This window comes from Mycobacterium mantenii (assembly GCF_010731775.1).
GTDB classification, from domain to species: Bacteria; Actinomycetota; Actinomycetes; order Mycobacteriales; family Mycobacteriaceae; genus Mycobacterium; species Mycobacterium mantenii.
This window is the reverse complement of the sequence record NZ_AP022590.1, coordinates 2,560,123-2,585,590: the sequence shown is the minus strand read 5'-3', so window position 1 is coordinate 2,585,590 and position 25,468 is coordinate 2,560,123. Positions and strand designations below refer to the sequence as shown.

Here is a 25,468-nt window from a genome sequence, read left to right as displayed (position 1 = left end):
CCTTTCAGTCCAGCGCGCCCGAGACGGGGCCGGCGAGCAGATCGATCAGGTTGTTGATGTCGGTCAGATCGTCGAGCCCCACCACCGCGCGCTCGATCGCCGCGGCGCGGCCGTGGCTGGTGACCCGGTCGGCGAGGGCGTGGAACTTGGCCACCAGTTCGTCGTTGGTGACCGGATCGTTGGGCGCGCCGTGCGGCAGGGCCACTCGCGCGTGGTGCGCGGTTCCGTCCCGGGTGGTCACCGCGATATCGGTGCGGAATTTCTCGGCGATGCCGGCGTCGGCCAGTGATTCGTCGAGGTGCACGGTCGTGGCGGCGATCAGTGACCAGATGTCGTCGGAATCGAGGCGGGCTTCGGTGAACTGTTCGGGCAGCACGTTGCCGTCGAGCAGCGCGGCCGCGGTGGCGTACCCGATGTTCATCTGTGCCCCGATCGGGGTGAGCGGGCGTTGCGGCAACCACCAGCCGTGTTTGTACACGGTTTCTCCGACGGTGATGTCGATCGATGAGATATATTCCGGCGCAACCGAACTCCGCAATCGCCGGGCGGCGTCGATGGCACCGTGCAGCCCACCCATCGCGGCATAGGACTTGACCATGATGATGGTGGTCTCCCAGCGGTGGCCGAGTTCACCGGTCAACAGTGCGGCATCCGGATCGTGGCCCTCGCCGAAAACGCTGAGGAAGCCGCCATATTCGCGCTCGAACACCCGCTTGATGCCGGTGTAGCCGGCGGCCGCCAGCCCCGCCGCGTAGAACCCATTGCGGGCGGCCAGCCCGTGGTGCATGCGCTTACTCATCGCTTCGTACTGCGCCGCCATCAGGCCCGCCGACTGGGTCGCGGCCAGGCCCAGTGCATCCTCCAATTGCGCCGGTGGCAGCCCGCGTAACTTGCCGGAAGCCATTGCCGCCGAATGGGTGCCGAAGACCGGGCCCGAATGCCATCCGCGGTCAAGCATTTGGGTGCCGTGCAGGGTGTAGCCGACGCGGGGCCCGACTTCGAACCCGGCTATGGCCGCGAGCAGGAGTTCGGCGCCGGTCGTCGACACCAGACGTGTGGACGCCGTCGACAGCAACGCCGGGATGAGCAGCGAGCAGCTGTGCAGCGGGGCCACCGGATGGAAATCGTCGAGTTCGAAGCCCTGGATGAACGTGCCGTTGAGCACCGCGGCCGCGGGCGCGCTGGTCCGATGACCGGTACCGATGACGGCACTGTCGCCGGTGCCCTCCAAGCCCAACACGGCGCCGGTGGCGATGCGCGACCACGGCAATTGCGCCCCGACCAGGGCGCAGCCGATGCCGTCCAGCAGGAGGTGTTTGGCGCGGTCGACGACGGTGGAGGGGACGTCGTCGAGCGTGAGATCGGCGACCCAGGCGGCAAGGCGCCCGGTTGGGCCGTCCGGATCGGTGGCGGCCCACTGCTGCACCGCGGTCATCGCGACCCCCTGTAGATTGCCGATCAGTTGTTATATGTTTATAACAACTGATCGCATCGCGCAAGAGAGGCGGTGTGGGAGCATTGAGCACCGTGCAGCAGCGCAGCGCAAAGGCCGGGCCGGTGACCACGACCGCCGGCGTGCCGTTGCACCGGCAACTGTTCTTGGTACTGCACGACGAGATCGACCGCGGTGTCATCGCTCCCGGCGAGGCGTTGCCCACCGAGCAGACCCTGTGCGACCAGTTCGGGGTGTCTCGGATCACCGTGCGCCGCGCGCTGGCCGACCTCGCCGAACAGGGCTACATCGATCGCCGGCACGGCGTTGGTTCGTTTGTGCGCCAACATGACCCGGCCGATGTGCCGGCCGGCCGCTCATACCTGCAAGAACTGCGCCAGACCCAATTTGAGACCGAGGTCGAAGTGGTCGAATTGGGCACGCGGTCGCCCGCCCGGCCCGTCGCCGAAAACCTCGGGCGCACCGGCGAGTTGCTGCACATCGTGCGGGTGCGGCGGCAACGCAGGACCGGCGAACCGCTGATGGTGACCGACGCCTGGCTGCCCCCGGAGCTGGCCCCGGTGCTGACCGAGACCGCGTTACGGCGCGCACCGCTCTACGAGCTGCTGTCCGACAGCGGCATCACGATGAACCGGGTGCGGCACGAGATCACCGCCGAAATCGCGGGCCCGCGCATCGCGCACCTGCTGGACATGCCGATCGGCGCCGCCCTGTTGCGGGTCAACCGGCTCGTCTACGCGGCCGACGCACCGCATCACTATCTCTCGGCCCTGCTGTCGCCGAGCCGAAGTCGCGTGCTGCTCAGCCAGACAGCGGACGAGATGGAGACCGGCGACGGCCTGAGAATCGCCCACGACGTGGGCGGACAGGGGGGCTAGGACGCGTCCCGCAGCGCCTTGTCGATCGCCGCGGCGTCCGGTGCGCAATCACCGGCGCCGGCGACCAGCGTCGCCAGCGCACCCGCCGCGCAGGCGCGCCGCAAGGCGATCCGCCGCTGGCCCGGCGAGCCGGGATTGGGTGGCCAGTTGGCGGCCAGCACGCCGGCGAACACGTCGCCGGCCCCGGTGGTGTCCACCGCATCCACCGCCGGCGCGGAGACGGTGAACTCGCCGTCGGCGCCAACGTAGCGGGCGCCGCGCGCACCCAGGGTGACCACCAAATGCTGTGGACGCCATGGCCATTTATCAGCTTCTTCTTCGTTGGTGATCACCACGTCTGCGGCGGCCGCCAACTCGCCCAACGAGTCGGCGTCCCGACCGGCAGGCGAAGCGTTCACGACGACGACCGCGCCAGACGAGCGGGCGTGTTGCGCCGCGGCGACCGCGGTGCGCAGCGGGATCTCCAGCTGGGTCAACATCACATCGCAGCCACCGACGACCGCGCGGGCACGGTCGTCGGTCAGGGTAAACCGCCCGTTGGCACCCGGCGCGACCACGATGGTGTTTTCGGCGTTCGCGTCGACCACCACGATGGCCGTGCCACTGGGGCCGGGAATTTCGATGGCTCCGTCCAGCCCGACGCCGTTGGCCTCCAGGTGTGCGCGCAATTGTCCGGCGGCTGCGTCGTCGCCGATCGCTCCGACGAACTGCACCTGCGCGCCGGCGCGCGCCGCCGCCACCGCCTGATTGCCGCCCTTGCCGCCGGGGGCGTGTGTCAACGACGATGCCAAAACGGTTTCGCCGGGCCGTGGCAGGGCGTCGACACCCAGCGACAGGTCGAGATTCACGCTGCCCACCACACAGACCCCTGCCATGAGGCCGACGTTAGTCGTGCCGGGATGGCGAAGCACGCCAGGGCCACCAAGCGCTTTCGACGCCGAATCGCGTCACGGCAAACGCTGAATAACTCGATGTCCGCACGATATTCTGCTGCGTTGGGGGTGCTGAATCCCAAGAAAAGGGGCAGGCGATTGACCACGAGCGAGCTGACCGACGCTGAACCCCATATCGATCCCGGCCCTGCCCAACCGGCCACCAAGCGTCCCCGCCGGCAGCGCCTGGGGCGCTTCCGCTTCGGCATCCAGTCCAAGATTCTGGTCATGATGCTGCTGTCGAGCATCCTGGGCGTGGCGGTGATCGGGGCCATCGGGGCGGTGTCCGGGCGTAACGCGTTGCGGCAGGTCGAATCGGAACGTTTGATCGAGATGCGCGAGTCACAAAAGCGGGCGGTGCAGGCGCTGTTCCGCGAGGTGTCGAATTCGCTGATCACCTGGAGTGGCGGGTTCGGCATCACCGAGGCGACGACGGCGCTCACGGCGGGCTTCGCTCAATTGAGCAACGCAACGATCTCGCCCGCCCAACAGCAGTCGCTGGTCGATTACTACGACAACGACATGATCAGACCGATCAAGCAAATCACCGGGGACACCATCGATATTCGAGCCGTCCTGCCAAGTTCCAACGCGCAGAAATACATTCAGGCGTACTACACGGCCGGGCCGCGGCCGAACCCCGATGCCCTGCCCATCCAGGACGCCGGCGACGGCAGCGCCTGGTCGGCGGCCAACGCACGTTTCGACTTCTACATGCGCGGCATCGTCACCCGCTTCGACTACCGGGACGCCCTGCTGTTGGACATGCAGGGCAACGTCGTCTACAGCGTGTTGAAGGGCCCCGACCTCGGCACCAACGTCCTGACCGGACCGTACCGCGAATCCAAGCTGCGGGAGGCATACCAGAAAGCCCTGGCGTCCAACGACCTCGATTTCGTCTGGATCACCGATTTCCAGCAGTACCAGCCCGCGCTCGACACCCCGACGGCGTGGGTGGTGTCACCGATCGGCATGAACGGCAAGTTCGACGGCGTGATGGCGCTGCCGGTGCCGGTCGCCAAGATCAACAAGATCATGACCGCCGACAGGCACTGGGACGCCGCCGGGATGGGTCCCGCGACCGAAACGTATCTGGCGGGCCCCGACGACCTGATGCGCTCCGATTCCCGGGATTTCATCGAGGACCCAAAGGGATACCGGCGCTCGGCGATCGACGCCGGCACGCCGCCCGACGTGGTGGACCGGGCGATCCGGTTGGGCGGCACCACCCTGGTGCAGCCGGTTGACACCGCCGGGCTGCGCGCCGCCCAACGCGGCGAGAGCGGCGTGGTCAGCGCCACCGACTATCTGGGTAACCGGGAGTTGGAAGCCTATGCCCCGCTGAGCATCCCGAACTCCGACCTGCACTGGTCGATCCTTGCGACGCGCGACAACTCCGATGCGTTCGCCCGGCTCGGCAGGTTCAGCAAGAATCTGGTGATCGCCGTCGCCGGAATGATCTTCGCCATCTGTGTGGCCTCGCTGTTCGTCGCCCAGGCCGCCGTGCGGCCGGTCCGTCGTCTCGAGGAGGGCACCCGCAAGATCAGCTCCGGCGACTACGAGGTGAACATCCCGGTCCGGCGGCGCGACGAAATCGGTGATCTCACAGCGGCTTTCAACGAGATGAGCCGGAATTTGGCGATCAAGGAAGAGCTGCTTGACGAGCAGCGCCGGGAAAACGACCGCCTGTTGCTGGCGCTGATGCCCGAATCGGTGCTGCAGCGCTATCGCGAGGGCGAGGAGACCATCGCCCAAAGGCATCAAGACGTCGCCATCATCTATGCCGACATCGTGGGGCTCGACGAGTTTTCCAACGACGTGCCCGAAGACGAGTTGGTCGCGACCGTCGACGATCTCTTCCGGCAATTCGATTCGGCCGCAGACACTCTCGGCGTCGAACGAATTCGCACATTCCACAACGGCTACCTGGCCAGTTGCGGGGTGGTCACCCCCCGGCTGGACAGCATTCACCGCGCCGTCGACTTCGCCCTCGAGATCGGCCGCATCATCGATCGATTCAACAATCAAGCGGCGCGCCAGCTGGGTCTGCGGGTCGGTGTGAACACGGGCAACGTGGTGAGCGGGCTGGTCGGCCGCTCCAGCCTGGTTTATGACATGTGGGGCGGCGCGGTCAGCTTGGCGTATCAAATGCACAGTGGCTCACCGCAGCCGGGCATCTACGTCAGTGCGCAGGTGTACGAGGCGATGCGGGATGTTCGGCAGTTCACGCCCGCCGGCACCATCTCGGTCGGCGGTGTCGATCAGGCCATCTACCGGTTGCTGGAGCGCTGATGAACGTCTTCAACTCGACGTGGTTCTACTGGGCGATCGGCATCGCGGTCGGACTACCGCTCGGGTTGATCGCTCTCACCGAGCTGCATGACGCGCTGCTGCGCAGGAACAGCCCGCTGGCCCGGCAGGTCGGCTTGCTGCGCAACTACCTGCTCCCGCTCGGCGCGCTGTTGCTGCTGCTCGTTCAGGCCTCCCAGGTCCCGTCCCGCGACGTTCCGGTGCGCGTCCTCACCACGGTGTTCGGCTTGCTGGTGCTGGTGCTCGTGCTGTCCGGTCTCAACGCGACGATGTTCGAAGGTGCGCCCGAAAAGAGTTGGCGCAAAAGGCTACCCACCATCTTCCTGGACTGCGCCCGGTTTGCTGTGATCGGTGTCGGTCTGGCGGTGATGTCGTCGTACATCTGGGGTGTGCGGATCGGCGGTATCTTCACCGCGCTGGGTGTCACTTCGGTCGTCATCGGCCTGATGCTGCAGAACTCGGTGGGCCAGATCGTGTCGGGCCTGTTCATGTTGTTCGAGCAGCCCTTCCGCATCGACGAGTGGCTGGACACCGGCACGGCCCGCGGACGCGTGGTCGAGGTGAACTGGCGCGCCGTGCACATCGACACCGGCAGCGGAATTCGGGTCATGCCGAACTCGATGCTCGCCAGCAACGCCTTCACGAATCTCAGTCGTCCGTCTGGCGCCCACAAGCTGGCGGTGACGACGATGTTCTCCAGCGTCGACCCGCCGGACCGGGTGTGCGCGCTGCTGTCGCGTATCGCCGAGGGATTGCCGCAGCTCAAGGCGGGCAGCGTGCCGCGGTCGATCCCGGCGGGCGCGGGCGAGTACCGGACGACCATCGGGTTGAACTCACCCGCGGACGCCGGCGCCGCCAAGGCGACCTTCCTGCGCTGGACCTGGTATGCCGCGCGGCGGGAGAATCTGCACCTCGACGACGCCGACGACGATTTCTCCACGATCGAACGCGTGGAGCATGCGCTGCACACGGTGGTGGCGCCGGCATTGCGGATCGGCGCCGAGGAGCAGCGATCGCTGCGGTCGGCGGCGAGGATCGTCCGATACGGCGCCGACGAGGTGGTGGAGTACGCCGGCCAGGTGCCCACGACCATGACGTTCGTGGTCGCCGGGCGGGTGCAGCTGACCACCACCGCGGACGACGGGTCGATGGTGCCGATCAGCACGCTGGATGAGGGATCGTTCCTGGGGCTGACGGCGCTGACGCGGCAACCGAACCTGGCCAGCGCGTACGCGCTGGAAGAGGTTACCGCGCTGGAGATCGATCGGGAGCACATCGAGCATCTGGTGATGCGTGCGCCCCTGCTGCTGCAGAACTTCGGCAACATCATCGAAGAGCGGCGCAGCAAGGTGCGCAGTGCCCGCCACGGCGAGCGGGTCGGCTGATCGCGGGCGCAAAAGGTTGCGCACGGGTCGCCTCACCCGGGCTTTTCCCGCCCGATACCCTGGTTCAATGAGTCTGCAAGCACCATCGCTTCCTGACTTGCGCCAGGAGGTGCACAACGCCGCACGCCGCGCCCGCGTTGCATCCCGCGTCTTGGCTTTGCTGCCGACGGTCGCCAAGGACCAGGCACTGCGCTCGGCGGCCGACGCGATAGCCGCCCACACCGAGTTGATCCTGTCGGCCAACGCCGAAGATCTGGAGGCCGCCCGGGCCGCCGGCACACCGACCGCGATGCTCGACCGGTTGGCGTTGGACCCCAAGCGCGTTGAGGGCATCGCCGCCGGCCTGCGCCAGGTCGCCGGGCTACCCGACCCGGTCGGGGAGGTGTTGCGCGGTTACACGTTGCCCAACGGGTTGCAGCTGCGACAGCAACGGGTTCCGCTCGGCGTGGTCGGCATGATCTACGAGGGCCGGCCCAATGTCACCGTCGACGCTTTCGGCTTGGCGCTGAAGTCTGGTAACGCCGTGCTGCTGCGCGGTAGTTCGTCGGCGACGCGGTCCAACCAGGCGCTGGTCCAGGTGTTGCGGGCGTCGCTGGTCAGCGAAGACTTGCCCGCCGATGCGGTGCAATTGCTGTCCGCCGACGACCGGTCGACGGTAACGCATCTGATCCAAGCTCGCGGCCTGGTCGACGTGGTGATTCCGCGCGGTGGGGCGAGCCTGATCGACGCGGTGGTTCGCGACGCGCAGGTGCCCACCATCGAGACCGGCGTCGGCAACTGCCACGTCTACGTGCACGAAGGCGCCGACCTGGAGGTGGCCGAGCGAATCCTGCTGAATTCCAAGACTCGTCGGCCCAGCGTCTGCAACGCCGCCGAGACATTGCTGGTCGACGTCGGCATCGCCGAAACGGCACTGCCCCGGCTGGTCACCGCCCTGCAGGACGCCGGCGTGACCGTGCACGGTGGCTTTTCCAGGGATGCGCAGGAGGACGACCTGCGCCGCGAGTACCTGTCGATGGACATCGCGGTGGCGGTGGTCGACGGTATCGACGCCGCGATCGCCCACATCAACGAGTACGGCACCGGACACACCGAGGCCATCGTGACCACCAATATGGCTGCGGCGCAAAAGTTTACGGACGGTGTCGACGCCGCCGCGGTGATGGTGAACGCGTCCACGGCATTCACCGACGGTGAGCAGTTCGGTTTCGGTGCCGAGATCGGCATCTCCACCCAGAAACTGCATGCCCGCGGCCCGATGGGACTGCCCGAATTGACCTCGACCAAATGGATTGCGTGGGGAGACGGACAGACTCGTCCGGCCTGATACCCGCGTGCAGAAAGTGTTTTAGGAGAACCGATTGTGAGTGTGCCCGCCCGGCCCAAGCCGTTGTTCGACGACATCGACGACGTCTCGCGGCGGTTGGCCGAGACCGGTTATCTGCCCGACACCGCCACCGCGACGGCGGTGTTCCTGGCCGACCGGCTCGGCAAGCCGCTGTTGGTGGAGGGCCCGGCCGGTGTGGGCAAGACCGAGTTGGCCCGCGCCATCGCCCAGGCCACCGATTCGGGCCTGGTGCGCCTGCAGTGCTACGAGGGCGTCGACGAGGCTCGCGCCCTCTACGAGTGGAACCACGCCAAGCAGATACTCCGTATTCAAACCGGCAACGCTGCCGGACAAGGCGACTGGGATCAGACCAAGGACGACGTGTTCAGCGAGGAGTTCTTGCTGCAGCGTCCGCTGCTGACCGCCATCCGGCGGACCGAGCCCACGGTGCTGCTCATCGACGAGACGGATAAGGCCGACATCGAGATCGAGGGCCTGTTGCTGGAGGTGCTGTCGGACTTCGCGGTGACCGTTCCCGAACTGGGCACGATCACCGCCGAGCGGACGCCGCTGGTGGTGCTGACCTCCAACGCCACCCGCGAACTGTCCGAGGCGCTCAAGCGTCGGTGCCTGTTCTTGCACATCGACTTTCCGAGTCCCGACCTGGAACGCCGCATCCTGTTGTCCCGGGTTCCCGAACTGCCCGCGCACCTGGCCGAGGAACTCGTTCGCATCATCGGCGTCCTGCGCGGCATGCAACTCAAGAAAGTCCCGTCCATCGCCGAGACCATTGACTGGGGCCGCACGCTGCTCGCGCTGGGCCTGGACACCATCGACGACGCGGTCGTCGCGGCCACGCTCGGCGTGGTCCTCAAACATCAATCCGACCAGCAGCGCGCGACCGGCGAGCTGCGGCTGAATTAGGACGACCGCGATGGCCACCCGCCGTATCCGCCCCTCCCGGCCGCTCGCCCCGCACGGGCTGCCGGGTCATCTGGTGGGGTTCGTGGAAGCGCTTCGCGGGGCGGGGATTTCGGTCGGCCCGTCCGAGACGGTGGACGCCGGCCGGGTGATGGCGACGCTCGGCCTGGGCGATCGGAAGGTGCTGCGCGAGGGCCTGGCGTGCGCGGTGCTGCGCCGGTCGGATCACCGCGAGACCTATGACGCCATGTTCGACCTGTGGTTCCCGGCCGCGCTGGGGGCACGCGCGGTGGTCACCGACGACGAGGCCGACGACTCGTCCGACGACAACGCGTTGCCGCCCGACGACGTCGAGGCGATGCGCCAGATGCTGGTGGATCTGCTGACCGACAACCCCGATCTCGCCGACATGGACGAGCGCCTGGTCGCGATGATCGCCCGGATCGTCGAGGCCTACGGAAAATACAGCTCCAGCCGGGGCCCGTCCTTCTCGTCGTATCAGGCACTCAAGGCGATGGCGCTCGACGAACTCGAGGGCAAGCTGCTGGCCGGGCTGCTCGCCTCCTACGGCGACGAACCCACTCCCAGCCAGGAGGAGATCGCCAAAGCGCTTGCCGCGCAGCGGATCACCCAATTGCGCAAGATGGTCGACTCCGAGACCAAGCGGCGCACCGCCGAGCAGTTGGGGCGCGATCACGTCCAGATGTACGGCATTCCGCAGCTTTCCGAGAACGTGGAGTTCCTGCGCGCCTCCGGTGAGCAGCTGCGTCAGATGCGGCGGGTGGTGGCGCCGCTGGCCCGAACGCTGGCGACCCGCCTGGCGGCCCGCCGCCGGCGGGCCCGGGCGGGGTCGATCGATCTGCGCAAGACGCTGCGCAAGTCGATGTCCACCGGCGGGGTGCCGATCGACGTGGTGCTGGCCAAGCCGCGCCCGGCGCGGCCGGAACTGGTGGTGCTGTGCGATGTCTCCGGCTCGGTCGCCGGGTTCAGCCATTTCACCCTGCTCCTCGTACATGCTCTGCGCCAACAGTTCTCACGCGTTCGCGTGTTCGCCTTCATCGACACCACCGACGAGGTGACGCACATGTTCGGCCCGGAAGCCGATTTGGCCGTGGCCATCCAGCGGATCACCCGGGAGTCGGGCGTCTACAGTCGCGACGGCCATTCCGACTACGGCAACGCGTTCGCGTCGTTCGTGCAGGCGTTCCCCAACGTGCTGTCACCGCGCACCTCGCTGCTGGTGCTCGGCGATGGGCGCACCAATTACCGCAATCCGGAGATCGAGCTGCTCACCCACATGGTGACCGCCAGCCGGCACGCGCACTGGCTGAATCCCGAGCCCAAGCATCTCTGGGGCAGCGGTGACTCGGCGGTACCGCGCTATCAAGAGGTCATCCCGATGCACGAGTGCCGGTCCGCCAAGCAGCTGGCCGCGGTGATCGACCAGCTGCTGCCGGTGTGAGGTCGATCTTCGTGCCTGCGCCGCGCTGGCGTGACGCTCGAGCGCCACGGTTGCGCCAGCGTGATGTTCGCGGGCGGCTCTCCCAGGATGTGGCGCATGTGACCAACGCCTGGGAAATGGGGCCGTAACAGCGGCTCAAGTAAGCTGGCACATCGTGCAAAAGCAGCTTCGCAGGTTAGGTGTGATGGGTGGGACGTTCGACCCCATCCATTACGGCCACCTGGTTGCCGCCAGTGAGGTCGCCGACCTGTTCGACCTCGACCAAGTGGTGTTCGTGCCCAGCGGTCAGCCCTGGCAGAAGGATCGGCACGTGTCCGCCGCCGAGGACCGGTATCTGATGACGGTGATCGCCACGGCGTCCAATCCCCGCTTCTCGGTCAGCCGGGTCGACATCGACCGCGCCGGCCCCACCTACACCAAGGACACCTTGCGCGACCTGCACGCGCTGAACCCGGACTCCGAGCTGTACTTCATCACCGGCGCCGACGCGCTGGCCTCCATCCTGTCGTGGCAGGGCTGGGAGACGGTGTTCGAACTGGCGCGCTTCGTCGGCGTCAGCCGGCCCGGCTACGAGCTGCGACGCGAACACGTCACCGGCGTGCTGGGTGAGTTGCCCGAGGACGCGCTGACCCTGGTCGAAATCCCGGCGCTGGCCATCTCCTCGACCGATTGCCGCCGCCGCGCGGCGCAGCGACGTCCGCTGTGGTATCTGATGCCCGACGGCGTCGTGCAGTACGTCTCCAAGCGCCGCCTCTACCGCGACGATGCGGAGCCGCCGGTAATCGTGGGCGAAACACGCCTGACCACAGGGGATCACCAATGAGCGCCACCCAGGAGGCCATCGACATGGCGGCGGTGGCTGCCGGCGCCGCCGCCTCGAAGCTGGCCGACGATGTCATCGTCATCGACGTCTCGGCCCAACTCGCCATCACGGACTGCTTCGTGATCGCCTCGGCGTCCAACGAGCGGCAGGTCAACGCCATCGTCGACGAGGTCGAGGAGAAAATGCGCAGGGCGGGCTACAAGCCGGCGCGGCGCGAGGGCACGCGGGAAGGCCGCTGGACGCTGCTGGACTATCGCGACATCGTCGTCCACATTCAGCACCAGGAGGACCGCGACTTCTATGCGCTGGAGCGGCTGTGGAGTGATTGCCCGGTGGTGCCGGTAGACCTGGACGAGGACCGTGGCAACTCCGCAGAGTCGGGCACGCGATGAAGATTCGCCGTCTGATCATGTTGCGTCACGGGCAAACCGATTTCAACGCCGGCAGCCGAATGCAGGGCCAGCTGGATTCCCAACTCAGCGAACTCGGTCGGGCGCAGGCGATCGCTGCCGCCGAGGTGCTGGGCAAGCTGCAGCCGTTGCTGATCGTGTCGTCGGATCTGCATCGCGCCTACGACACGGCGGTCAGGCTGGGGGAGGTGACCGGCCTGCCGATCCGGGTCGACCAGCGGTTGCGGGAGACCCATCTGGGCGACTGGCAGGGCTTGACCCACACCGAGGTCGACGCGCAGGCTCCCGGCGCCCGGCTGGCCTGGCGCGAGGACGCCACCTGGGCACCGCACGGCGGCGAGAGCAGGGTCGACGTCGCCGCTCGCAGCGTGCCGCTGGTCACCGAACTGGTAACCGGCGAGGCGGAATGGGGTGACCCCGACGGGCCGGATCGCCCGGTAGTGCTGGTGGCCCATGGGGGCCTGATCGCCGCGCTGTCGGCCGCGCTGCTGAAGCTTCCGGTCGCCACCTGGCCGATCCTGGGCGGCATGGGCAATGCCAGCTGGGTGCAACTTTCCGGCCACAACGACGATCCCGCCGACGAATTCGCCAGCATCCGTTGGCGTCTCGATGTGTGGAACGCTTCGGCGCAGGTGTCCAACGATGTCCTCTGAGCAGCGGCAAAAGCCCACACTGCTGATCTTCGCCGACTCGTTGGCCTACTACGGGCCGACCGGGGGGCTACCCGCCGACGATCCCCGAATCTGGCCGAATATCGTCTCCGCGCAATTGGGCTGGGATGTCGAGCTGATCGGCCGCATCGGCTGGACGTGCCGCGACATCTGGTGGGCGGCGACCCAGGACCCGCGGGCCTGGGCGGCGCTCCCCAAAGCCGGCGCGGTCATCTTCGCCACCGGCGGCATGGATTCACTACCGTCGGTGCTGCCCACCGCCCTGCGTGAGCTGATCCGCTATGTGCGCCCGCCGTGGCTGCGGCGCTGGGTCCGCGACGGCTACGGCTGGCTGCAGCCCCGGCTCTCACCGGTTGCCAGATCGGCGCTTCCTCCGCACCTGAGCGCCGATTACCTCGAACAGACCCGTGGCGCAATCGATTTCAATCGCCCCGGCATCCCGATGGTGGCATCGCTGCCGTCGGTGCACATTGCGGACACCTACGGCAGGGCGCACCACGGGCGCACGGGGACCGCTGCGGCGATCACCGAATGGGCGCAGGACCACGAGGTGCCCCTGGTCGATCTCAAAGCCGCTGTCGCCGAACATATTATGAGTGGGCGGGGAAACCCCGACGGCATCCACTGGAATTTCGAGGCCCACCAGGCGGTCGCGGAGCTGATGCTCAAGGCGCTCGCCCAGGCCGGCGTACCGCATGAGAAGCCCCGCGGGTAGCGCTCGTGACCGTAATAGTGGTGACCGACTCGTCGGCACGTCTGCCGGGCGACCTGCCGGAAAAGTGGGGGATACGCGTCGTTCCGCTGCACATCCTGCTCGACGGCGGCGACCTGCGTGACGGTGTGGACGACGTTCCCGACGATATCTACAAACGCGCGGCCACCACCGCGGCGGCCACTCCGGCCGAACTGGCCGACGCGTACCAGCAGGCCCTGGCCGACAGCGGCGCCGACGGGGTTGTGGCTGTGCACCTTTCGTCGGCGCTGTCGGGCACCTGCCGCGCCGCCGAACGCACCGCCGCGGACCTCGATCCGAACGTGCGCGTCGTCGACTCCAGGTCGGCCGCGATGGGCACCGGCTTCGTCGCTCTGGCCGCCGCGCGGGCCGCGGCCGACGGCGGAGACGTCAACACCGTCACGGCCGCGGCGCGCGCGGCCGTGGACCGCGGGCATGCCTTCATCGTGGTGCACCGGCTGGACAACCTGCGCCGCAGCGGACGCATCGGCGGGGCGAAGGCGTGGCTGGGCACCGCGCTCGCGCTCAAGCCGCTGCTGCGCATCGATGACGGCAAACTCGTTCTGGCTCAACGGGTGCGCACGGTGAGCCATGCGACGGAGGCGATGATCGAGCGGGTCTGTCAGGTCGCGGGCCACGACGCCGCCGCCCTGGCGGTTCACCACGTCGACAACCCGGACGGCGCCCGCGAGGTGGCGACGGCGCTGGCCGAGCGGCTACCGACATGTGAGCCGGCGATCGTCACCGAGCTGGGACCGGTGCTCGCGCTGCACGTCGGCGCGGGCGCGGTCGCGGTATGCGTGCAGCTGCCGGCGAGCTAACCCGCCGGGGCCGGCACCGGGCGTCGCGCGTGGTCACCGCGCGGATGCACGACCTGAGGCCACCAGAACCACCGCCCGAGCAGGGTGGCGATCGAGGGCATCAGCAGCGTGCGCACGATCAGCGTGTCGAGCAGCAGACCGATGCACACGGTCGACCCGAACTGCCCGAGCACGCGCAGATCGCTACCCAGCATGGAGGCCATGGTGAAGGCGAACACCAGGCCCGCCGCCGTCACCACACCACCGGTGCCGGCCATCGACCGGATGATCCCCGTCTTGAGACCGCGGTGGATCTCTTCGCGGAACCGGGAGACGAGCAGCAGGTTGTAGTCGGACCCGACGGCCAGCAGGATGATGACCGACAGCGCCATGACGATCCAGTGGATCCGGATGCCGAACAGGTCCTGCCAAATCAGCACGGACAGACCGAATGACGCCGCGATCGAGCTGGCCGCGGTGCCGACGATCACCAGCGCGGCCACCACGCTTCGGGTCAGCAGCAGCATGATCATGAAGATCAGTGTCAGGGCCGACACCACGGCGATCATCAGGTCGTACTTCTCGCCGTCGGCCATGTCCTTGAACGTCGCGGCGGTTCCGCCGAGATACACCCGGGCATCCGACAGCGAGGACTGCTTCAGCCCCTCCTGCGCGGCGGTGCGTTCGGCGTCGACCCGCGCGATGCCGTCCGGTGACATCGGATCGCCCTGGTGGGTGATGAAGAACCGTGCCGACTTACCGTCCGGCGACAAGAACATGCGAAGGCCGGTCTGGAAATCCGGGTTGTCGAAGGCTTCCGGCGGCAGGTAGAAGAAGTCGTCGTTCTTGGACTGATCGAAGCTCTGCCCCATCACGATCGCGGTGTTGCTCATCGCCTCCATCTGGTCGATCATCGCCTTGAACGTCTGGTAGAGCGTCAGTGTGATGCCCCTGGTGGTCTTCAGCGTCGTGATCAGCGTGGGGAACAGCGCAGTCAGGTCGCGTGACGCTTGGGCGGTGTGCGCGATGTCGGTCGTCAAATAGTGGAACTGCTCGGCCAGTTGGTCGAAGCCGTCGAACGTGTCGAAGAGGGACCGCAACCCGATGCACACCGGGATGTCGTAGCAGTGCTTCTCCCAGTAGAAGACACTGCGTATCGGCCGGAAGGTGTCGTCGAAATCCGCGATGTGGTCGCGCAGGGTGTCGGTGATCTGCGACGTCACCGCCGTCGTCTTTGCGCTGTCGTCGGCGGCGTTGGCCAGGTCCAGCGACACCTCGTACTGGCGCTGCGTGGTGTTGATCTGTGTCTGCAGGTCATCGGCCATCTTCAGGATGTCGTTCATGCGCTCCTTGAGGAAGCCCATGTTCTGCATCGTCGTCTGGCTTTGGATGCTGTTCTGGAACGGGATCGAGCTGTGCTGGATCGGAATGCCCAGCGGCCGGGTGATGTCCTGGACCATGGCGATTCCCAGCGTGCGCATCTCGTTCTTGGCCACCCGGTCCAGCACCAGCATGTCGGCGGGGTTGCGCATGTCGTGGTCGGACTCGACCATCAACAGGTCGGGGTTCATCCGCGCCTCGGAGAAATGCCGGTTCGCGGCCTCTTGCCCTTGGTTCGACGGGGCCGACAACGGCAGGTAATGGCGGTCGTTGTAGCTCGTGTGGAAGCTCGGCAGGGCGATCATCCCGACCAGCACGACCGCGGCGCTGACGGCCAAAACCGGTGCGGGCCAACGCACTACGGCGGTGCCCACCCGGCGCCACAGCCGACCGCGCTTGGCCTGTCTTTCGAACAGGTGGAAGCGACTGCCGATGAAGACCACCGCGGGGCCCAGCGTGACGCCGGCCAGCACCACGACCAGCATGCCGATCGCCACGGGCGCGCCCATGGTGTTGAACCACGGCAGCCGCGAAAAGCTCAGGCAATAGGTCGCGCCCGCAATCGTCAGGCCGGAGCCCAAGACGACAGGGGCGACGCCCTTGAAGGTGGTGTAGTACGCGGTTTCTCGATCCTCGCCGGCGGCCAACGCCTCCTGATAGCGGCCGACGAGGAAGATGCCGTAGTCCGTCCCCGCGGCGATCGCCAGCATGGTGAGGATGTTGGCGGCGAACGTGGTGAGCCCGAATGCGTTGTGGTAAGCGAGAACCGCGACGACCCCGCGCGAACACGCCAGCGCGACGAAGGTCATGAACAGCTGGATCAGCGTGGTGACGATGGACCGGTAGACCAGCAGCAACATGATCGCGATCGCGCCCAGGGTGAACAGCGTGATCTTGGCCAGGCTGGCATTACCGATGATGTGCATGTCGTCGGACAGCGCCGCGGGACCGGTGACGTAGGCCTTCACCCCGGGCGGCGCCTTGTTCGCGTCGATGACCTTGCGGACGGCGTCCACGGACTCGTTGGCCAGCGTGGTGCCCTGGTTACCGGCGAGGTTTATCTGCACATAGGCGGCCTTGGCGTCTGCGCTCTGCGCGCCCGCGGCCGTCAGCCGGTCTCCCCAGAAATCCTGGATGTGCTGAATGTGTTTGGGGTTCTGGCGGAGTTGCCGAATGAGTTTGTCGTAGTACTGGTGCGCGTCCTGGCCCAGCGGGTGCTGACCCTCCAGCACGACCATGACCGTGCTGTTGGAATCGAACTCGCGGAAGTTATGGCCCATGCGCATCATCGCCTTCATCGACGGCGCGTCCAGCGGCGTCATCGGCGCCGAGTGCGCCTCGCCGACCTTTTCCAGCGTCGGGACGATGACGTTCACCAGGACCGTCGCGAACACCCAGATCAAGATGATCGGTATCGCAAAGATGCGGATCGCGTGGGGCAGGTAGGGCCGGTGGCCGCGCTGGGCCTTGGACAATCCCTGAGTGGTGATCGGGCCGGTGTCGGCGACGCTCAGGTCCCGCTCGGTCTTGTTGTTTGTTTCGCTCATGCGGACTTCACCAGGCAGAAGGTCTGGGCGTTATGGCCGTCGGAGTTTTGCTGTTCGCGGACCACGCCGTCCACGGTGATCTTGCAGGCGATCGTGGGGCCGTCGCTCTGCGCCATGATGTTGGCGCTCACCGAGGGCAGCGTGGTCGAGATCGTGGTCGACCAGGGCAGCGGGGCGTTGTTGACCTGGTGCGTGTTGGCGTCCGCGTCCCAGTAGTTGATGTTCGCCGTGCTTCCGGGGGCGCCGGAGATTTCGTAGACGACGACCTTCGGATTGAACTGCACAATTTCGATCCCCTTGCCGGCGTTTGCGTTGAGATCTTCCGAGCCGAAGATCTTGTGCAGTCGCGACACGATCAGTGCCGACAGCGCCAGCACGACCACCAGCAGCAGCGGGATCCACCCTTTTTTCAGGACGCGGCTCATGAAGCCGGGGCGGGGACCTGAGTTTGGACTAGCCACCACCTGACCGCCTTCCGCAAAGCTCACCAACCGCCGCCGACGACACCGATGTCAACGCAACATTTGCTCAGTTAGGGATCCTAACCTTAGTGCACGCAAGCGTTCCTCCCGGGGGCTGTCCGTTGTGGCGAACGGCATACCCGCTAGTGGGCCAGCCGACCGGTGACCGGCGGCAAATCCGCCAGTGTCACGATCCCCGGCTCGGCGGCCACCACCGCCGGGACGGCATTGGTCACCGGCATCGCGGTGTAGATCATTCCCAGTCCCATGAACCCGGGCTCCGTCCAATCCTTCGGCGGCAGGCAGTGCAACACGGTGCGCATGTTGGGCAGCCCGAACACCTGGATGACATGCCCGTGCTCGAGCGGTTTGGGCGGGACCACGTGACTGCCCATGGTCCAGTTGAACCCGACGCTGACGACGTTGCGATCGCCGACCCAGCCGCGGTGGTAGCCGTAGACGCTGCCGACCGTCCCGGTGGGAATCTTCATGAAGCCCAGGTCGGAGTCGTCGGTGGCCGCGGTGAAGGTGACGTCGAAGGTCATCTTGTCCAGCTTCGCCCCGATCGCGTCGGCCATCATCGCGGCCGATTCCGCGAAGACTTCGCTTTCCCGCCGCACGCTCTCGGCCAGTCCCGGGGTGTCGGGATCTTGCGAGAACCCCATGGCCGTCTGGGTTTCCGCCGATTCGTAGGTCGAGCAGTCCACCGACTCGGTGATCCGGATCTCGTCGACGCGCTCGCACGAGGCGGACAGCACCATGCCGACCATGTTCGTCATACCCGGGTGCGCGCCGCTGCCGAAGATCGTCGAATTGCCCTTCTGACAGGCGTCCTCGATGCGTTTGCGGTCGTGCGGCGTCTGCTTGCCGCCGGTGATCCACGCGGCGCTGGTGCACACGTTGACTCCCGATTCGAGCAGCCGCACCAGTTCGTCGACGTTAGGCCACAACGGGTTGTAACAGCACGCGTCGGCGCCCAGGGCCAGCAGCGCATCGATGTCGTTCGTGGCCCGCACGCCGGTGGGTTCGGGCCAGCCCGCCAGTTCCGCGGCGTCGACACCGACCTTGTCGGCGCCATGCGCATACACCCCGGCCAGTTCGAGGTCGGGTCGCCCGATGATGGCGTGCAGGGAACGCCGGCCGATGTTGCCGGTCGTCCATTGGATCACCCGCAGCGGACGATCTGTGCTTGCCTTGCTCATCGCGGCTCCTTTTGCCGTCGGCGAATTGGACCCATTATCAGTCAGCGGTAACGCGGCGTTTGAGAAAGGGTCAAAGCCCGGCAGCGCCGACCGCGAGGAAGGCGCAGCCGGCCGCGGCCAGCAAAAGAGCGACGTCGACGCGTCGACGCGACCGAATCCAGCCGTGCAGCGCCGACACCCACGTGGCGGTTGCCTCGGGTGCCAGCAGATGGGCCAGCAGCGGGATCTCGATGAGCGCGAAGGCCACGGCGTTGAACATCAGCAGCACCGCGACCTGCGTCAGGGCCGTCGCGTCCGAGGCCAGGATGACGGCCAGCGCGGCGAGGTAGTCGACGGACGGCAATGCGACGCCGAGGCCGGCGATCCCCGCAACCGACAGCGAATGCCGGCTCAGCAATCGCTGCACCGGCGTCGCCACTCGGGGCGGCCGCGAACCCAGCCGCGCGGGGAGATTCGCCGCCACGACCACCGCGACCGCCAATGCCAGGAGACCGACCAGAATCTGCACCTTGGGCAACGCGAAATAGGTGGAACCCAGCAGGCTGCGCCGAAAGGCGAACAAGACAACCAGGCCGACCGCCATTCCCATGGTGAAACCGCCGGACAGAAACGCGAGGAGTTGCAGCGCCGGTCGGGGCCTGTTCAGCATCAGCACGGTCATACCGATGCGGAACGGTTCGACACTGACGGCAACGGCCATCACCAGGACAGTGACCAACATCGGCATCGTGGGGGGCGCCCGACCGCCGGCTCAGGCGTCCAACCGGGCGAATTGGTGCCGGCGATATTGCTCGATACAGGCGGCGCGCCGGATTTTGCCACTCGTGGTGGTGGGAATCGAGCCGGGCGGCACCAGGACGAGGTCGCCCACATTCACGCCGTGCGCATTGGAAATCGCCGAGGTGACGTCCCGCTTGACGCAGGTCAGCGATTGCACGGCCTCCTCGGTGGAATCGCCTCGCTTCTTGAACTCGATGACGGTGACGAGCTTCTCGGTACTGTCCACCGGAACCGATATCGCCGCGACACGACCACCGGTGATCTCTTGGACCGTCGCCTCGATGTCCTCGGGATGGTGGTTCCGTCCACGGATTATCAGCAGATCCTTGATACGCCCGACAATGAACAGGCCGCCCTCATGGACGAAACCCAAATCGCCGGTTTTCAGCCAGGGTCCGTCGGGCGTACCCGGCGACGGGTCGACGAGCGACGCGCCGAAGCAGCACTGTTCCTCCGGGGGTTTGCGCCAGTAGCCCTCGGCCACATTGGCGCCGTGCACCCAGATTTCGCCTACCACGCCCTGTGCGCATTCGCGGTTGGTGTCGCCGTCGACGATTCGCAGCGTCGGTGATTGCGGTAGCTCGTATCTCACCAGCGATGAGCCGGCCCCGGTCGCGCACGGCCGGGCGCGACCCGCGGACAGCTCGTCGATGTCGAAGTGAACCGTCGAGTACTCGCACCAGGTACCGCTGGCCACGAAGACGGTCGCCTCCGCCAAGCCGTACGAAGGACGCATCATCTGGTCCCGAAAGTTGAAGTGCGCGAACCGATCAGCGAAGCGATCCAAGGTGGCCGGCTCGACGCGTTCGGCACCGCTGATGATGCCCAGCACCCCGCCGAGGTCGAGCCCGGCCAGATCGCGGTCACTCGTTTTGCGGGCGGCCAGGTCGAAGGCGAAGTTGGGCGCCGCCGACCACGAAGAGGTATTCGCGGCCAGCGATCGTACCCACCTGGCCGGCCGTTCCAAGAACGCGACGGGGCTCATCAGCTCACCGCGCCAGCCGCCCAGGATCGGCGCGCAGACTCCCAGCACCAAACCCATGTCGTGGTAAAAGGGCAGCCACGAAACAATCGTGGTGTCCGCCGGGGCTTTCAGGTGGGAGTCGGTGAAGAAGCTGCGCATCAGCTGCTCGAAATTCACCTGAAGATTGCGGTGCGAGACGATCACGCCGGTCGGCGTTCGGGTCGATCCGGAGCTGTACTGCAAATACGCGACACTGGGCAAATCGGTTGCCGGAACGCTTGTTCCGCAGTCGACCTCGAGATTCATCGAATCGATTTCGACGATCTTCGGAAGATCGTCCATCCGCGCGCGATCGACATATTCGGCGACCTCTTCCGCGACCGCGGAGGTGGTGAGAACGACCGAAGGCGAGGTGTCGGCAAGGACCGCACTGACCCGCTCGTCGCTCGAGCCGCGATGCGGCAGGGGGAGCGGAACCGCGATGAGCCCGGCCTGCATGGATCCCAGGAACGCCGCAATGTAATCAAGGCCCTGCGGCGCCAGAATCACCGCCCTGTCCCCGACCGACCCGTGCTGGCCGAGGTCGCGCGCCACGTTGAATGTCCGGCGGGACATTTGCGACCACGTGACACTCTCGGGAACACCCTCCCGGTCGTCCTCGTAATTCGTGAACGTGTACGCCACGTCGTTGGGCCGCAGGCTGGCACGTCCGTGCAGCATGGAGAGAATCGATGATCCGGACATAAGCGCGATGTCTAGCCGTTGCCGCCGGACAGCGCGGACATGGCGCCGCTGACCAGTTGCGAGAGAGGGTCCCCGCTGCCGAGTGCCGCCTGGTTGACCGGCGCGATGACTTCCGCCGGGTCGAAGCCGTGCACCGGGTCCACCTGGACCGGTGCAGTCGCCGGGTCGTCGTTTCGCGAATAGCCCGCATTCACCCGGGGAATCAGGATTGCGTCGAGCTTGTTCAGCGTGTCTTCCGGGATGCCGAGGTAGGCCAGCGGCATGACAAGCGGCAGGTGCTTTTCCGGAACCATGATCGTGGTGTCTTTGGCACCCCGGGAGTTGATCGTTGTCCTGATGTTCTGCGGCGGCACCATGCTCGGGTTGGTGAAGGCCACCGCCGTGTGACCGGTGGCGAGGCCCAGTAGCGTGTTGGCAAGAGCGAACATGTTGTCCGGCCGGTCGGGGAAGTCCGCGATCAAGTCGTACGCAGCCACGAATCTGTTTGTGTCGTACTGGCTCTCGTACTGCGGTGGCATGGTGTAGTCGAGTGCGGGAACAACGCTGCCGACCGGGAACATGGCGGTCAGGAAGCTCTGACCGAAGGCGTGATGCCCGATCGGGTCACCGAATGTCGCGAAGTTCAGTTTGTCCGGCGGGGGAGCGGTCGGGTCATTCGCCAGCCGAGCCTGCTCGCCATCGACCACGAACCCGCCCTCGGACAAGCCGATCGCCGTACCCGGGCGTCCGGTGCGGATCGCCGCGTCGAGGTTGTCTACTCCCTCGACGACCGACTCGCCGATGCTGGGGCCGTCTATGCCCAGGCCCGGAAACTGCTGATTGAGCTTGCCGATGCCCGGGAAGAGCCGCTCCAGCACATGTCCCTGAATCTGGCCCGCCGGGTAGGGGACGATTTCGCGCTTCTGGCCGGGGAACCAGCGGGCGCCCTCCTGGCGTATGTACTCGTCGTAGGGGATGCCCGCGACGTGAGCGCCTCCGAGGGCGAACGCGGTCTGGTCGCCGGGTGCCCCGGGGGTCGGCGGACCGCCGACCGGCGCCTCGTCCGCCGTCGCCGTGTTGACGCCGAAACATCCTGTGGCAGCTACGGTTACCAGTGCGGTAACTGTCGCGACTAGTGTCTTCATTCTTAATCCTGCCCGCTCGGATTCGCCTCGTAGTCTCACATACGTCATGTTTGCGCGCTAGCTGGGTTGCGCCTCGGCGCGTCGGATCGGCGGTCGTCGCACGCCCACCGGCGCACCCGCTCGGGACGGCCACCAGTTCGCCCGTCCGACCAGCGCGGCCATGGCGGGAACTGTGATGGTGCGCACCAAGAAGGTGTCCAGCAAAATACCCACCCCGATCACGAAACCGCCCTGGACCACGGTGCTGATGCCGGAGAACAAGAGGCCGCACATCGATGCAGCGAAGATCAGACCCGCCGCGGTGATCACGCCGCCCGTTGAACCCAGGGTCCGGATGATGCCGTAACGCATGCTGTGCGGGGACTCCTCCCGCATTCGCGAGACGAGCAGCATGTTGTAGTCGGCGCCGACCGCGACCAGCACCACGAATGCCAGCGGGGGCACACTCCAATGCAATTGCTGGCCCAGCATGTATTGGAATACGAGCACGCCGATACCCACCGCCGATAAATACGAAATGACCACGGAGGCAACCAGATACAGTGGCGCAACGATCGCACGCAGCAGCGCGATCAAGGTCAGCAGCACGACCAGGAGGGTTACCGCGATGATGAACCGGATGTCGTGCTGGTAGTAGTCACGAGTGTCCTTCAGGGCGACGGTGTATCCCGCCATCGACACCGTGGCGTCCGCCAATGCGGTGTTCGGTTGGGCTCCGCGTGCGGCCGCACTGATCGCGTCGACCTGGTCCATGGCTTCGGTGCTGAACGGATTGAGTTTCGTTTGGACCAGGTACCGCACAAAGTGGCCGTCCGGCGAGATGAATGCCTTGGCGGCCTTTTGGAACTCCTCCAAGTGCAGCAACTGAGGCGGGATGTTGAACCCGGCCATTGCCGGTTGTGCCGCATCGCGTTTCAGCGACAACAGAAACGCCGCCGACTCATCAAGTCCGCTACCGAGCTGTTTGACCTGGTCGACGACTTGGGCCACCGCGTCGGCCACTTGGCGGCTCCCACCGGCGAACCGGTTTGCGCCATCTTGCAAGCTGTTCAGGTTCGCGTGCAGCCCACCGGGCTTGTCCATCCCCAGGGAATGCAGCACGTTGGTGAGCTTCGCCAACGCCGCACGCAGACGGTCCGTCGACGCCTTCAGCGCCCTCTTGTCCGGATACTCCTGCAGCTGGTGGGCCAGATCATTGATCGCGTCGAGGTCTGCCTGGTCGTGCGCGCCAAGGAGCTGCTCGAATGTCCCCCGGGTGGCGCTACACGACGGGTCGACGTCGCATCTCGGGTTGCCCTGCAGCGCCGCCAGCACCGGGCCTATCCAGGCGAACATGTTCTTGGCCGCGGAGAAGTTCCAGCCCATGGAATTGCTGAGCGCGTTGACATGGTCGACGAGCTGGGCCGCGATGTCGACCTGTTTCACCAGCGCGTCGCCGGTGTACTGGTTCTTCGCCGACGAGAAGGCGCTCTCCAACTCGCCTATGCTGGCGGCGAGCTGGACGACCTGGCCCCGCACATTGCTGAGGTTGTCGGCCAGTGTGCCGGCGCCGTCGACCAGCCGGTTGAGGTCGTTGGTGTGGTCCTTGATCAGGGTGGACCCGCCGGCCAGCAGGGTGCCGATGGCGCCCGCCTGATAGGTGGCTCTGAATTGTTCCGGCACATTTCCGGTGGGGCGCGTAATGCCGCTGACTACAGCAACATTGGGCAATTGACTGACGCGGTCCGCCATTTGTTCCAGGTCCGCGAGGGCCTTCGGCGTGCGGAGGTCATGCGGTGATTGGACCAGGATGTACTGCGGAATGGACTCATTCACCGGGAAGTGACGGTCCAGCGCCGCATAGCCGATGGAGCTTGGAGCGGAAGACCGCAGGGCCTTGCGATCGTCGTAGTTGTACCGCACCAGGCCGGCGCAGCTGGCCAGGACGATCAGCACGAGCACGCTGGCAATCAGATTGACCTTCGGTCGCCGCACGATTCGGATGCCCGAACGCCGCCAGAACCGGGAGGTCAGCTCGCGCCGCGGCCTGACCCAGCCGCGCCGTCCCGCGAGCACCAGAATCGCCGGCAGCAACGTCATCGCGGCGAGGAACGCCACACCGATCCCTATCGCCGCCGACGCTCCGACCGTTTTGAAGACCCCCATCTGGGCGAAGCTGATGAGGAAGAACGTGATTCCGACGGTGGCGGCGGATGCGGCGATCACTTTTCCGATCGAGAACATCGCGCGCCTGACCGCTCGATCGGAATCGGCACCCGACCGCAGATAGTCGTGGTAGCGGCTGATCAGAAAGACTGCGTAATCCGTTCCGGCGCCGGCCATTATGGCGCTCAAGAACACGACGGACTGGTTTGAGACGCCCGAGCCGGTCAGTTGGGAGTAGCCCGCTACCACCGTCTGCGCGATAACCAGGGATATCCCGATCGTCAGCAACGGCAGCAGCATGGTGACCGCGCTGCGGTAGATGACCAGCAGGACGATGAGCACCAGAACCGCGATGGCCAGCTCGATCGGCATCCGATCCCGCGCGCCGGCGACCGTGAGGTCGGCGACGGTCGCCGCGGGGCCGGTGAGGTTCACGGTCAGCGGCGTGCCGCGGACGGTGCGTTCGACGATGTCGCCGATGCGGTTGAACGCGGCGTACGCGCGGGGAGTGCCCAACTCACCCGCGACGCCGACCGGCAGCACCCACGCCTTATGGTCTTTGCTGGTGACGACCGAGCGCAGTGCCGGCGTACTGACGAAGTCCTGCACCATCAGGACGTCCCGGGGGTCCCGACGCAGCGCGTCCACCAGTTTGCCGTAAGTGGCCTCGTCGGCGGGGCCGAGCCCCCTTTCGTCGGTCAGGACCACTAGCAGGAGGTTTTCTGAGCCCGATTCGTGAAACGCCTCGGTCATCTTCCGGGCGGTGACGGCCGATGGCGCATCGCTGGGCAGGATGGCGAGCGGATGCTTCTCGGCCATGTCGTTGAGCGATGGAACGGTCAGCGGCAGCGCGACCGCGATCGCGACCCAGATCCCCACCACGACCCAGGGCCACCGCACCACAAAATCGGCTAGCCGTCGCATACCGCCCTCACTCCCGGTCGGGATGCGCCCGCCGGCGACGCTCGGCCGCACTCGCCCGAGCCCGGTCAAACCACGCAATCTCGCATCACGAG

General features: G+C 66.5%; 20 protein-coding genes. 11 read left to right on the top strand and 9 right to left on the bottom strand.

The window, feature by feature from the left end; all coding sequences use genetic code 11:
• Positions 1-4: 4 nt before the first annotated feature.
• A complete protein-coding gene (locus G6N50_RS11605; protein ID WP_083096988.1) occupies positions 5-1,435 on the bottom strand; it encodes an MmgE/PrpD family protein in 1,431 nt (476 codons plus the stop codon).
• An 83-nt stretch (positions 1,436-1,518) separates the two neighbouring features.
• On the opposite strand from G6N50_RS11605, the gene G6N50_RS11600 reads away from it, so the two are divergent.
• Complete coding sequence (locus G6N50_RS11600) at positions 1,519-2,331, top strand: GntR family transcriptional regulator (protein WP_142275647.1); 813 nt, start codon at positions 1,519-1,521, stop codon at positions 2,329-2,331.
• Here G6N50_RS11600 and G6N50_RS11595 read toward each other — a convergent pair.
• Entirely contained in the window at positions 2,328-3,206 is an 879-nt protein-coding gene (locus tag G6N50_RS11595) for a ribokinase (RefSeq protein ID WP_083096990.1), read from the bottom strand. The two genes, G6N50_RS11600 and G6N50_RS11595, sit on opposite strands and share 4 nt — an antisense overlap.
• A gap of 156 nt (positions 3,207-3,362) precedes the next feature.
• On the opposite strand from G6N50_RS11595, the gene G6N50_RS11590 reads away from it, so the two are divergent.
• The 10 genes from G6N50_RS11590 to G6N50_RS11545 all read left to right on the top strand — a co-directional run bounded on the left by G6N50_RS11590 (position 3,363) and on the right by G6N50_RS11545 (position 14,126).
• On the top strand, positions 3,363-5,555 hold the full coding sequence (locus G6N50_RS11590) for an adenylate/guanylate cyclase domain-containing protein (protein WP_083097041.1): 2,193 nt from the start codon (positions 3,363-3,365) through the stop codon (positions 5,553-5,555).
• Positions 5,555-6,958: a mechanosensitive ion channel family protein gene (locus G6N50_RS11585; RefSeq protein WP_083096992.1), complete on the top strand. Its 1,404-nt coding sequence runs from the start codon at positions 5,555-5,557 to the stop codon at positions 6,956-6,958. The genes G6N50_RS11590 and G6N50_RS11585 overlap by 1 nt, the downstream gene beginning before the upstream one ends.
• A gap of 67 nt (positions 6,959-7,025) precedes the next feature.
• On the top strand, positions 7,026-8,285 hold the full coding sequence (locus G6N50_RS11580) for a glutamate-5-semialdehyde dehydrogenase (protein WP_083096994.1): 1,260 nt from the start codon (positions 7,026-7,028) through the stop codon (positions 8,283-8,285).
• A 36-nt stretch (positions 8,286-8,321) separates the two neighbouring features.
• Positions 8,322-9,209, top strand: coding sequence for an AAA family ATPase (locus G6N50_RS11575; RefSeq protein ID WP_083096996.1), 888 nt, complete (start codon positions 8,322-8,324; stop codon positions 9,207-9,209).
• 10 nt (positions 9,210-9,219) lie between these two features.
• Positions 9,220-10,668, top strand: coding sequence for a vWA domain-containing protein (locus G6N50_RS11570; protein ID WP_083096998.1), 1,449 nt, complete (start codon positions 9,220-9,222; stop codon positions 10,666-10,668).
• Positions 10,669-10,822: 154 nt separating this feature from the next.
• Entirely contained in the window at positions 10,823-11,491 is a 669-nt protein-coding gene (nadD, locus tag G6N50_RS11565; RefSeq protein ID WP_083097000.1) for a nicotinate-nucleotide adenylyltransferase, read from the top strand.
• Positions 11,488-11,883, top strand: coding sequence for a ribosome silencing factor (gene rsfS / locus G6N50_RS11560; protein WP_083097003.1), 396 nt, complete (start codon positions 11,488-11,490; stop codon positions 11,881-11,883). The genes nadD and rsfS overlap by 4 nt, the downstream gene beginning before the upstream one ends.
• Entirely contained in the window at positions 11,880-12,554 is a 675-nt protein-coding gene (gene gpgP / locus G6N50_RS11555; RefSeq protein WP_083097005.1) for a glucosyl-3-phosphoglycerate phosphatase, read from the top strand. The genes rsfS and gpgP overlap by 4 nt, the downstream gene beginning before the upstream one ends.
• A complete protein-coding gene (octT, locus tag G6N50_RS11550; RefSeq protein ID WP_083097007.1) occupies positions 12,544-13,287 on the top strand; it encodes a diglucosylglycerate octanoyltransferase in 744 nt (247 codons plus the stop codon). The genes gpgP and octT overlap by 11 nt, the downstream gene beginning before the upstream one ends.
• A gap of 5 nt (positions 13,288-13,292) precedes the next feature.
• Positions 13,293-14,126, top strand: coding sequence for a DegV family protein (locus G6N50_RS11545; RefSeq protein WP_083097009.1), 834 nt, complete (start codon positions 13,293-13,295; stop codon positions 14,124-14,126).
• On the opposite strand, the gene G6N50_RS11540 is transcribed toward G6N50_RS11545, so the two are convergent.
• The 7 genes from G6N50_RS11540 to G6N50_RS11510 form a co-directional block, all read right to left on the bottom strand.
• A complete protein-coding gene (locus G6N50_RS11540) occupies positions 14,123-17,032 on the bottom strand; it encodes an MMPL/RND family transporter (protein ID WP_083097011.1) in 2,910 nt (969 codons plus the stop codon). The two genes, G6N50_RS11545 and G6N50_RS11540, sit on opposite strands and share 4 nt — an antisense overlap.
• A complete protein-coding gene (locus G6N50_RS11535) occupies positions 17,029-17,457 on the bottom strand; it encodes an MmpS family transport accessory protein (RefSeq protein WP_083097013.1) in 429 nt (142 codons plus the stop codon). The genes G6N50_RS11540 and G6N50_RS11535 overlap by 4 nt, the downstream gene beginning before the upstream one ends.
• 179 nt (positions 17,458-17,636) lie before the next feature.
• Entirely contained in the window at positions 17,637-18,695 is a 1,059-nt protein-coding gene (locus G6N50_RS11530) for an NAD(P)H-dependent amine dehydrogenase family protein (protein WP_083097015.1), read from the bottom strand.
• 70 nt (positions 18,696-18,765) lie between these two features.
• Entirely contained in the window at positions 18,766-19,416 is a 651-nt protein-coding gene (locus tag G6N50_RS11525; RefSeq protein ID WP_083097043.1) for a GAP family protein, read from the bottom strand.
• A gap of 30 nt (positions 19,417-19,446) precedes the next feature.
• Positions 19,447-21,183, bottom strand: coding sequence for an AMP-binding protein (locus G6N50_RS11520; RefSeq protein WP_083097017.1), 1,737 nt, complete (start codon positions 21,181-21,183; stop codon positions 19,447-19,449).
• Between the two features lie 11 nt (positions 21,184-21,194).
• Positions 21,195-22,307, bottom strand: a complete 1,113-nt coding sequence (gene pe, locus G6N50_RS11515; RefSeq protein WP_142275643.1) for an acyltransferase PE — start codon at positions 22,305-22,307, stop codon at positions 21,195-21,197.
• Positions 22,308-22,364: 57 nt separating this feature from the next.
• Positions 22,365-25,376 carry an MMPL/RND family transporter gene (locus G6N50_RS11510; RefSeq protein ID WP_142275644.1) on the bottom strand — a complete coding sequence of 1,004 codons (3,012 nt, stop codon included), beginning with the start codon at positions 25,374-25,376 and terminating at the stop codon, positions 22,365-22,367.
• Positions 25,377-25,468 lie beyond the last annotated feature (92 nt).

Excerpts from the sequence above, each read along its gene's own strand:
- G6N50_RS11540 (WP_083097011.1), bottom strand. The coding sequence starts at position 17,032 with ATGAGCGAAACAAACAACAAGACCGAGCGGGACCTGAGCGTCGCCGAC.
- G6N50_RS11520 (WP_083097017.1), bottom strand. The coding sequence starts at position 21,183 with ATGTCCGGATCATCGATTCTCTCCATGCTGCACGGACGTGCCAGCCTG.
- gpgP (WP_083097005.1), top strand. The coding sequence starts at position 11,880 with ATGAAGATTCGCCGTCTGATCATGTTGCGTCACGGGCAAACCGATTTC.
- G6N50_RS11595 (WP_083096990.1), bottom strand. The coding sequence starts at position 3,206 with ATGGCAGGGGTCTGTGTGGTGGGCAGCGTGAATCTCGACCTGTCGCTG.
- G6N50_RS11525 (WP_083097043.1), bottom strand. The coding sequence starts at position 19,416 with ATGTTGGTCACTGTCCTGGTGATGGCCGTTGCCGTCAGTGTCGAACCG.
- G6N50_RS11530 (WP_083097015.1), bottom strand. The coding sequence starts at position 18,695 with ATGAGCAAGGCAAGCACAGATCGTCCGCTGCGGGTGATCCAATGGACG.
- G6N50_RS11605 (WP_083096988.1), bottom strand. The coding sequence starts at position 1,435 with ATGACCGCGGTGCAGCAGTGGGCCGCCACCGATCCGGACGGCCCAACC.
- G6N50_RS11510 (WP_142275644.1), bottom strand. The coding sequence starts at position 25,376 with ATGCGACGGCTAGCCGATTTTGTGGTGCGGTGGCCCTGGGTCGTGGTG.
- G6N50_RS11585 (WP_083096992.1), top strand. The coding sequence starts at position 5,555 with ATGAACGTCTTCAACTCGACGTGGTTCTACTGGGCGATCGGCATCGCG.
- G6N50_RS11580 (WP_083096994.1), top strand. The coding sequence starts at position 7,026 with ATGAGTCTGCAAGCACCATCGCTTCCTGACTTGCGCCAGGAGGTGCAC.
- octT (WP_083097007.1), top strand. The coding sequence starts at position 12,544 with ATGTCCTCTGAGCAGCGGCAAAAGCCCACACTGCTGATCTTCGCCGAC.
- rsfS (WP_083097003.1), top strand. The coding sequence starts at position 11,488 with ATGAGCGCCACCCAGGAGGCCATCGACATGGCGGCGGTGGCTGCCGGC.
- G6N50_RS11535 (WP_083097013.1), bottom strand. The coding sequence starts at position 17,457 with ATGAGCCGCGTCCTGAAAAAAGGGTGGATCCCGCTGCTGCTGGTGGTC.
- pe (WP_142275643.1), bottom strand. The coding sequence starts at position 22,307 with ATGAAGACACTAGTCGCGACAGTTACCGCACTGGTAACCGTAGCTGCC.
- G6N50_RS11570 (WP_083096998.1), top strand. The coding sequence starts at position 9,220 with ATGGCCACCCGCCGTATCCGCCCCTCCCGGCCGCTCGCCCCGCACGGG.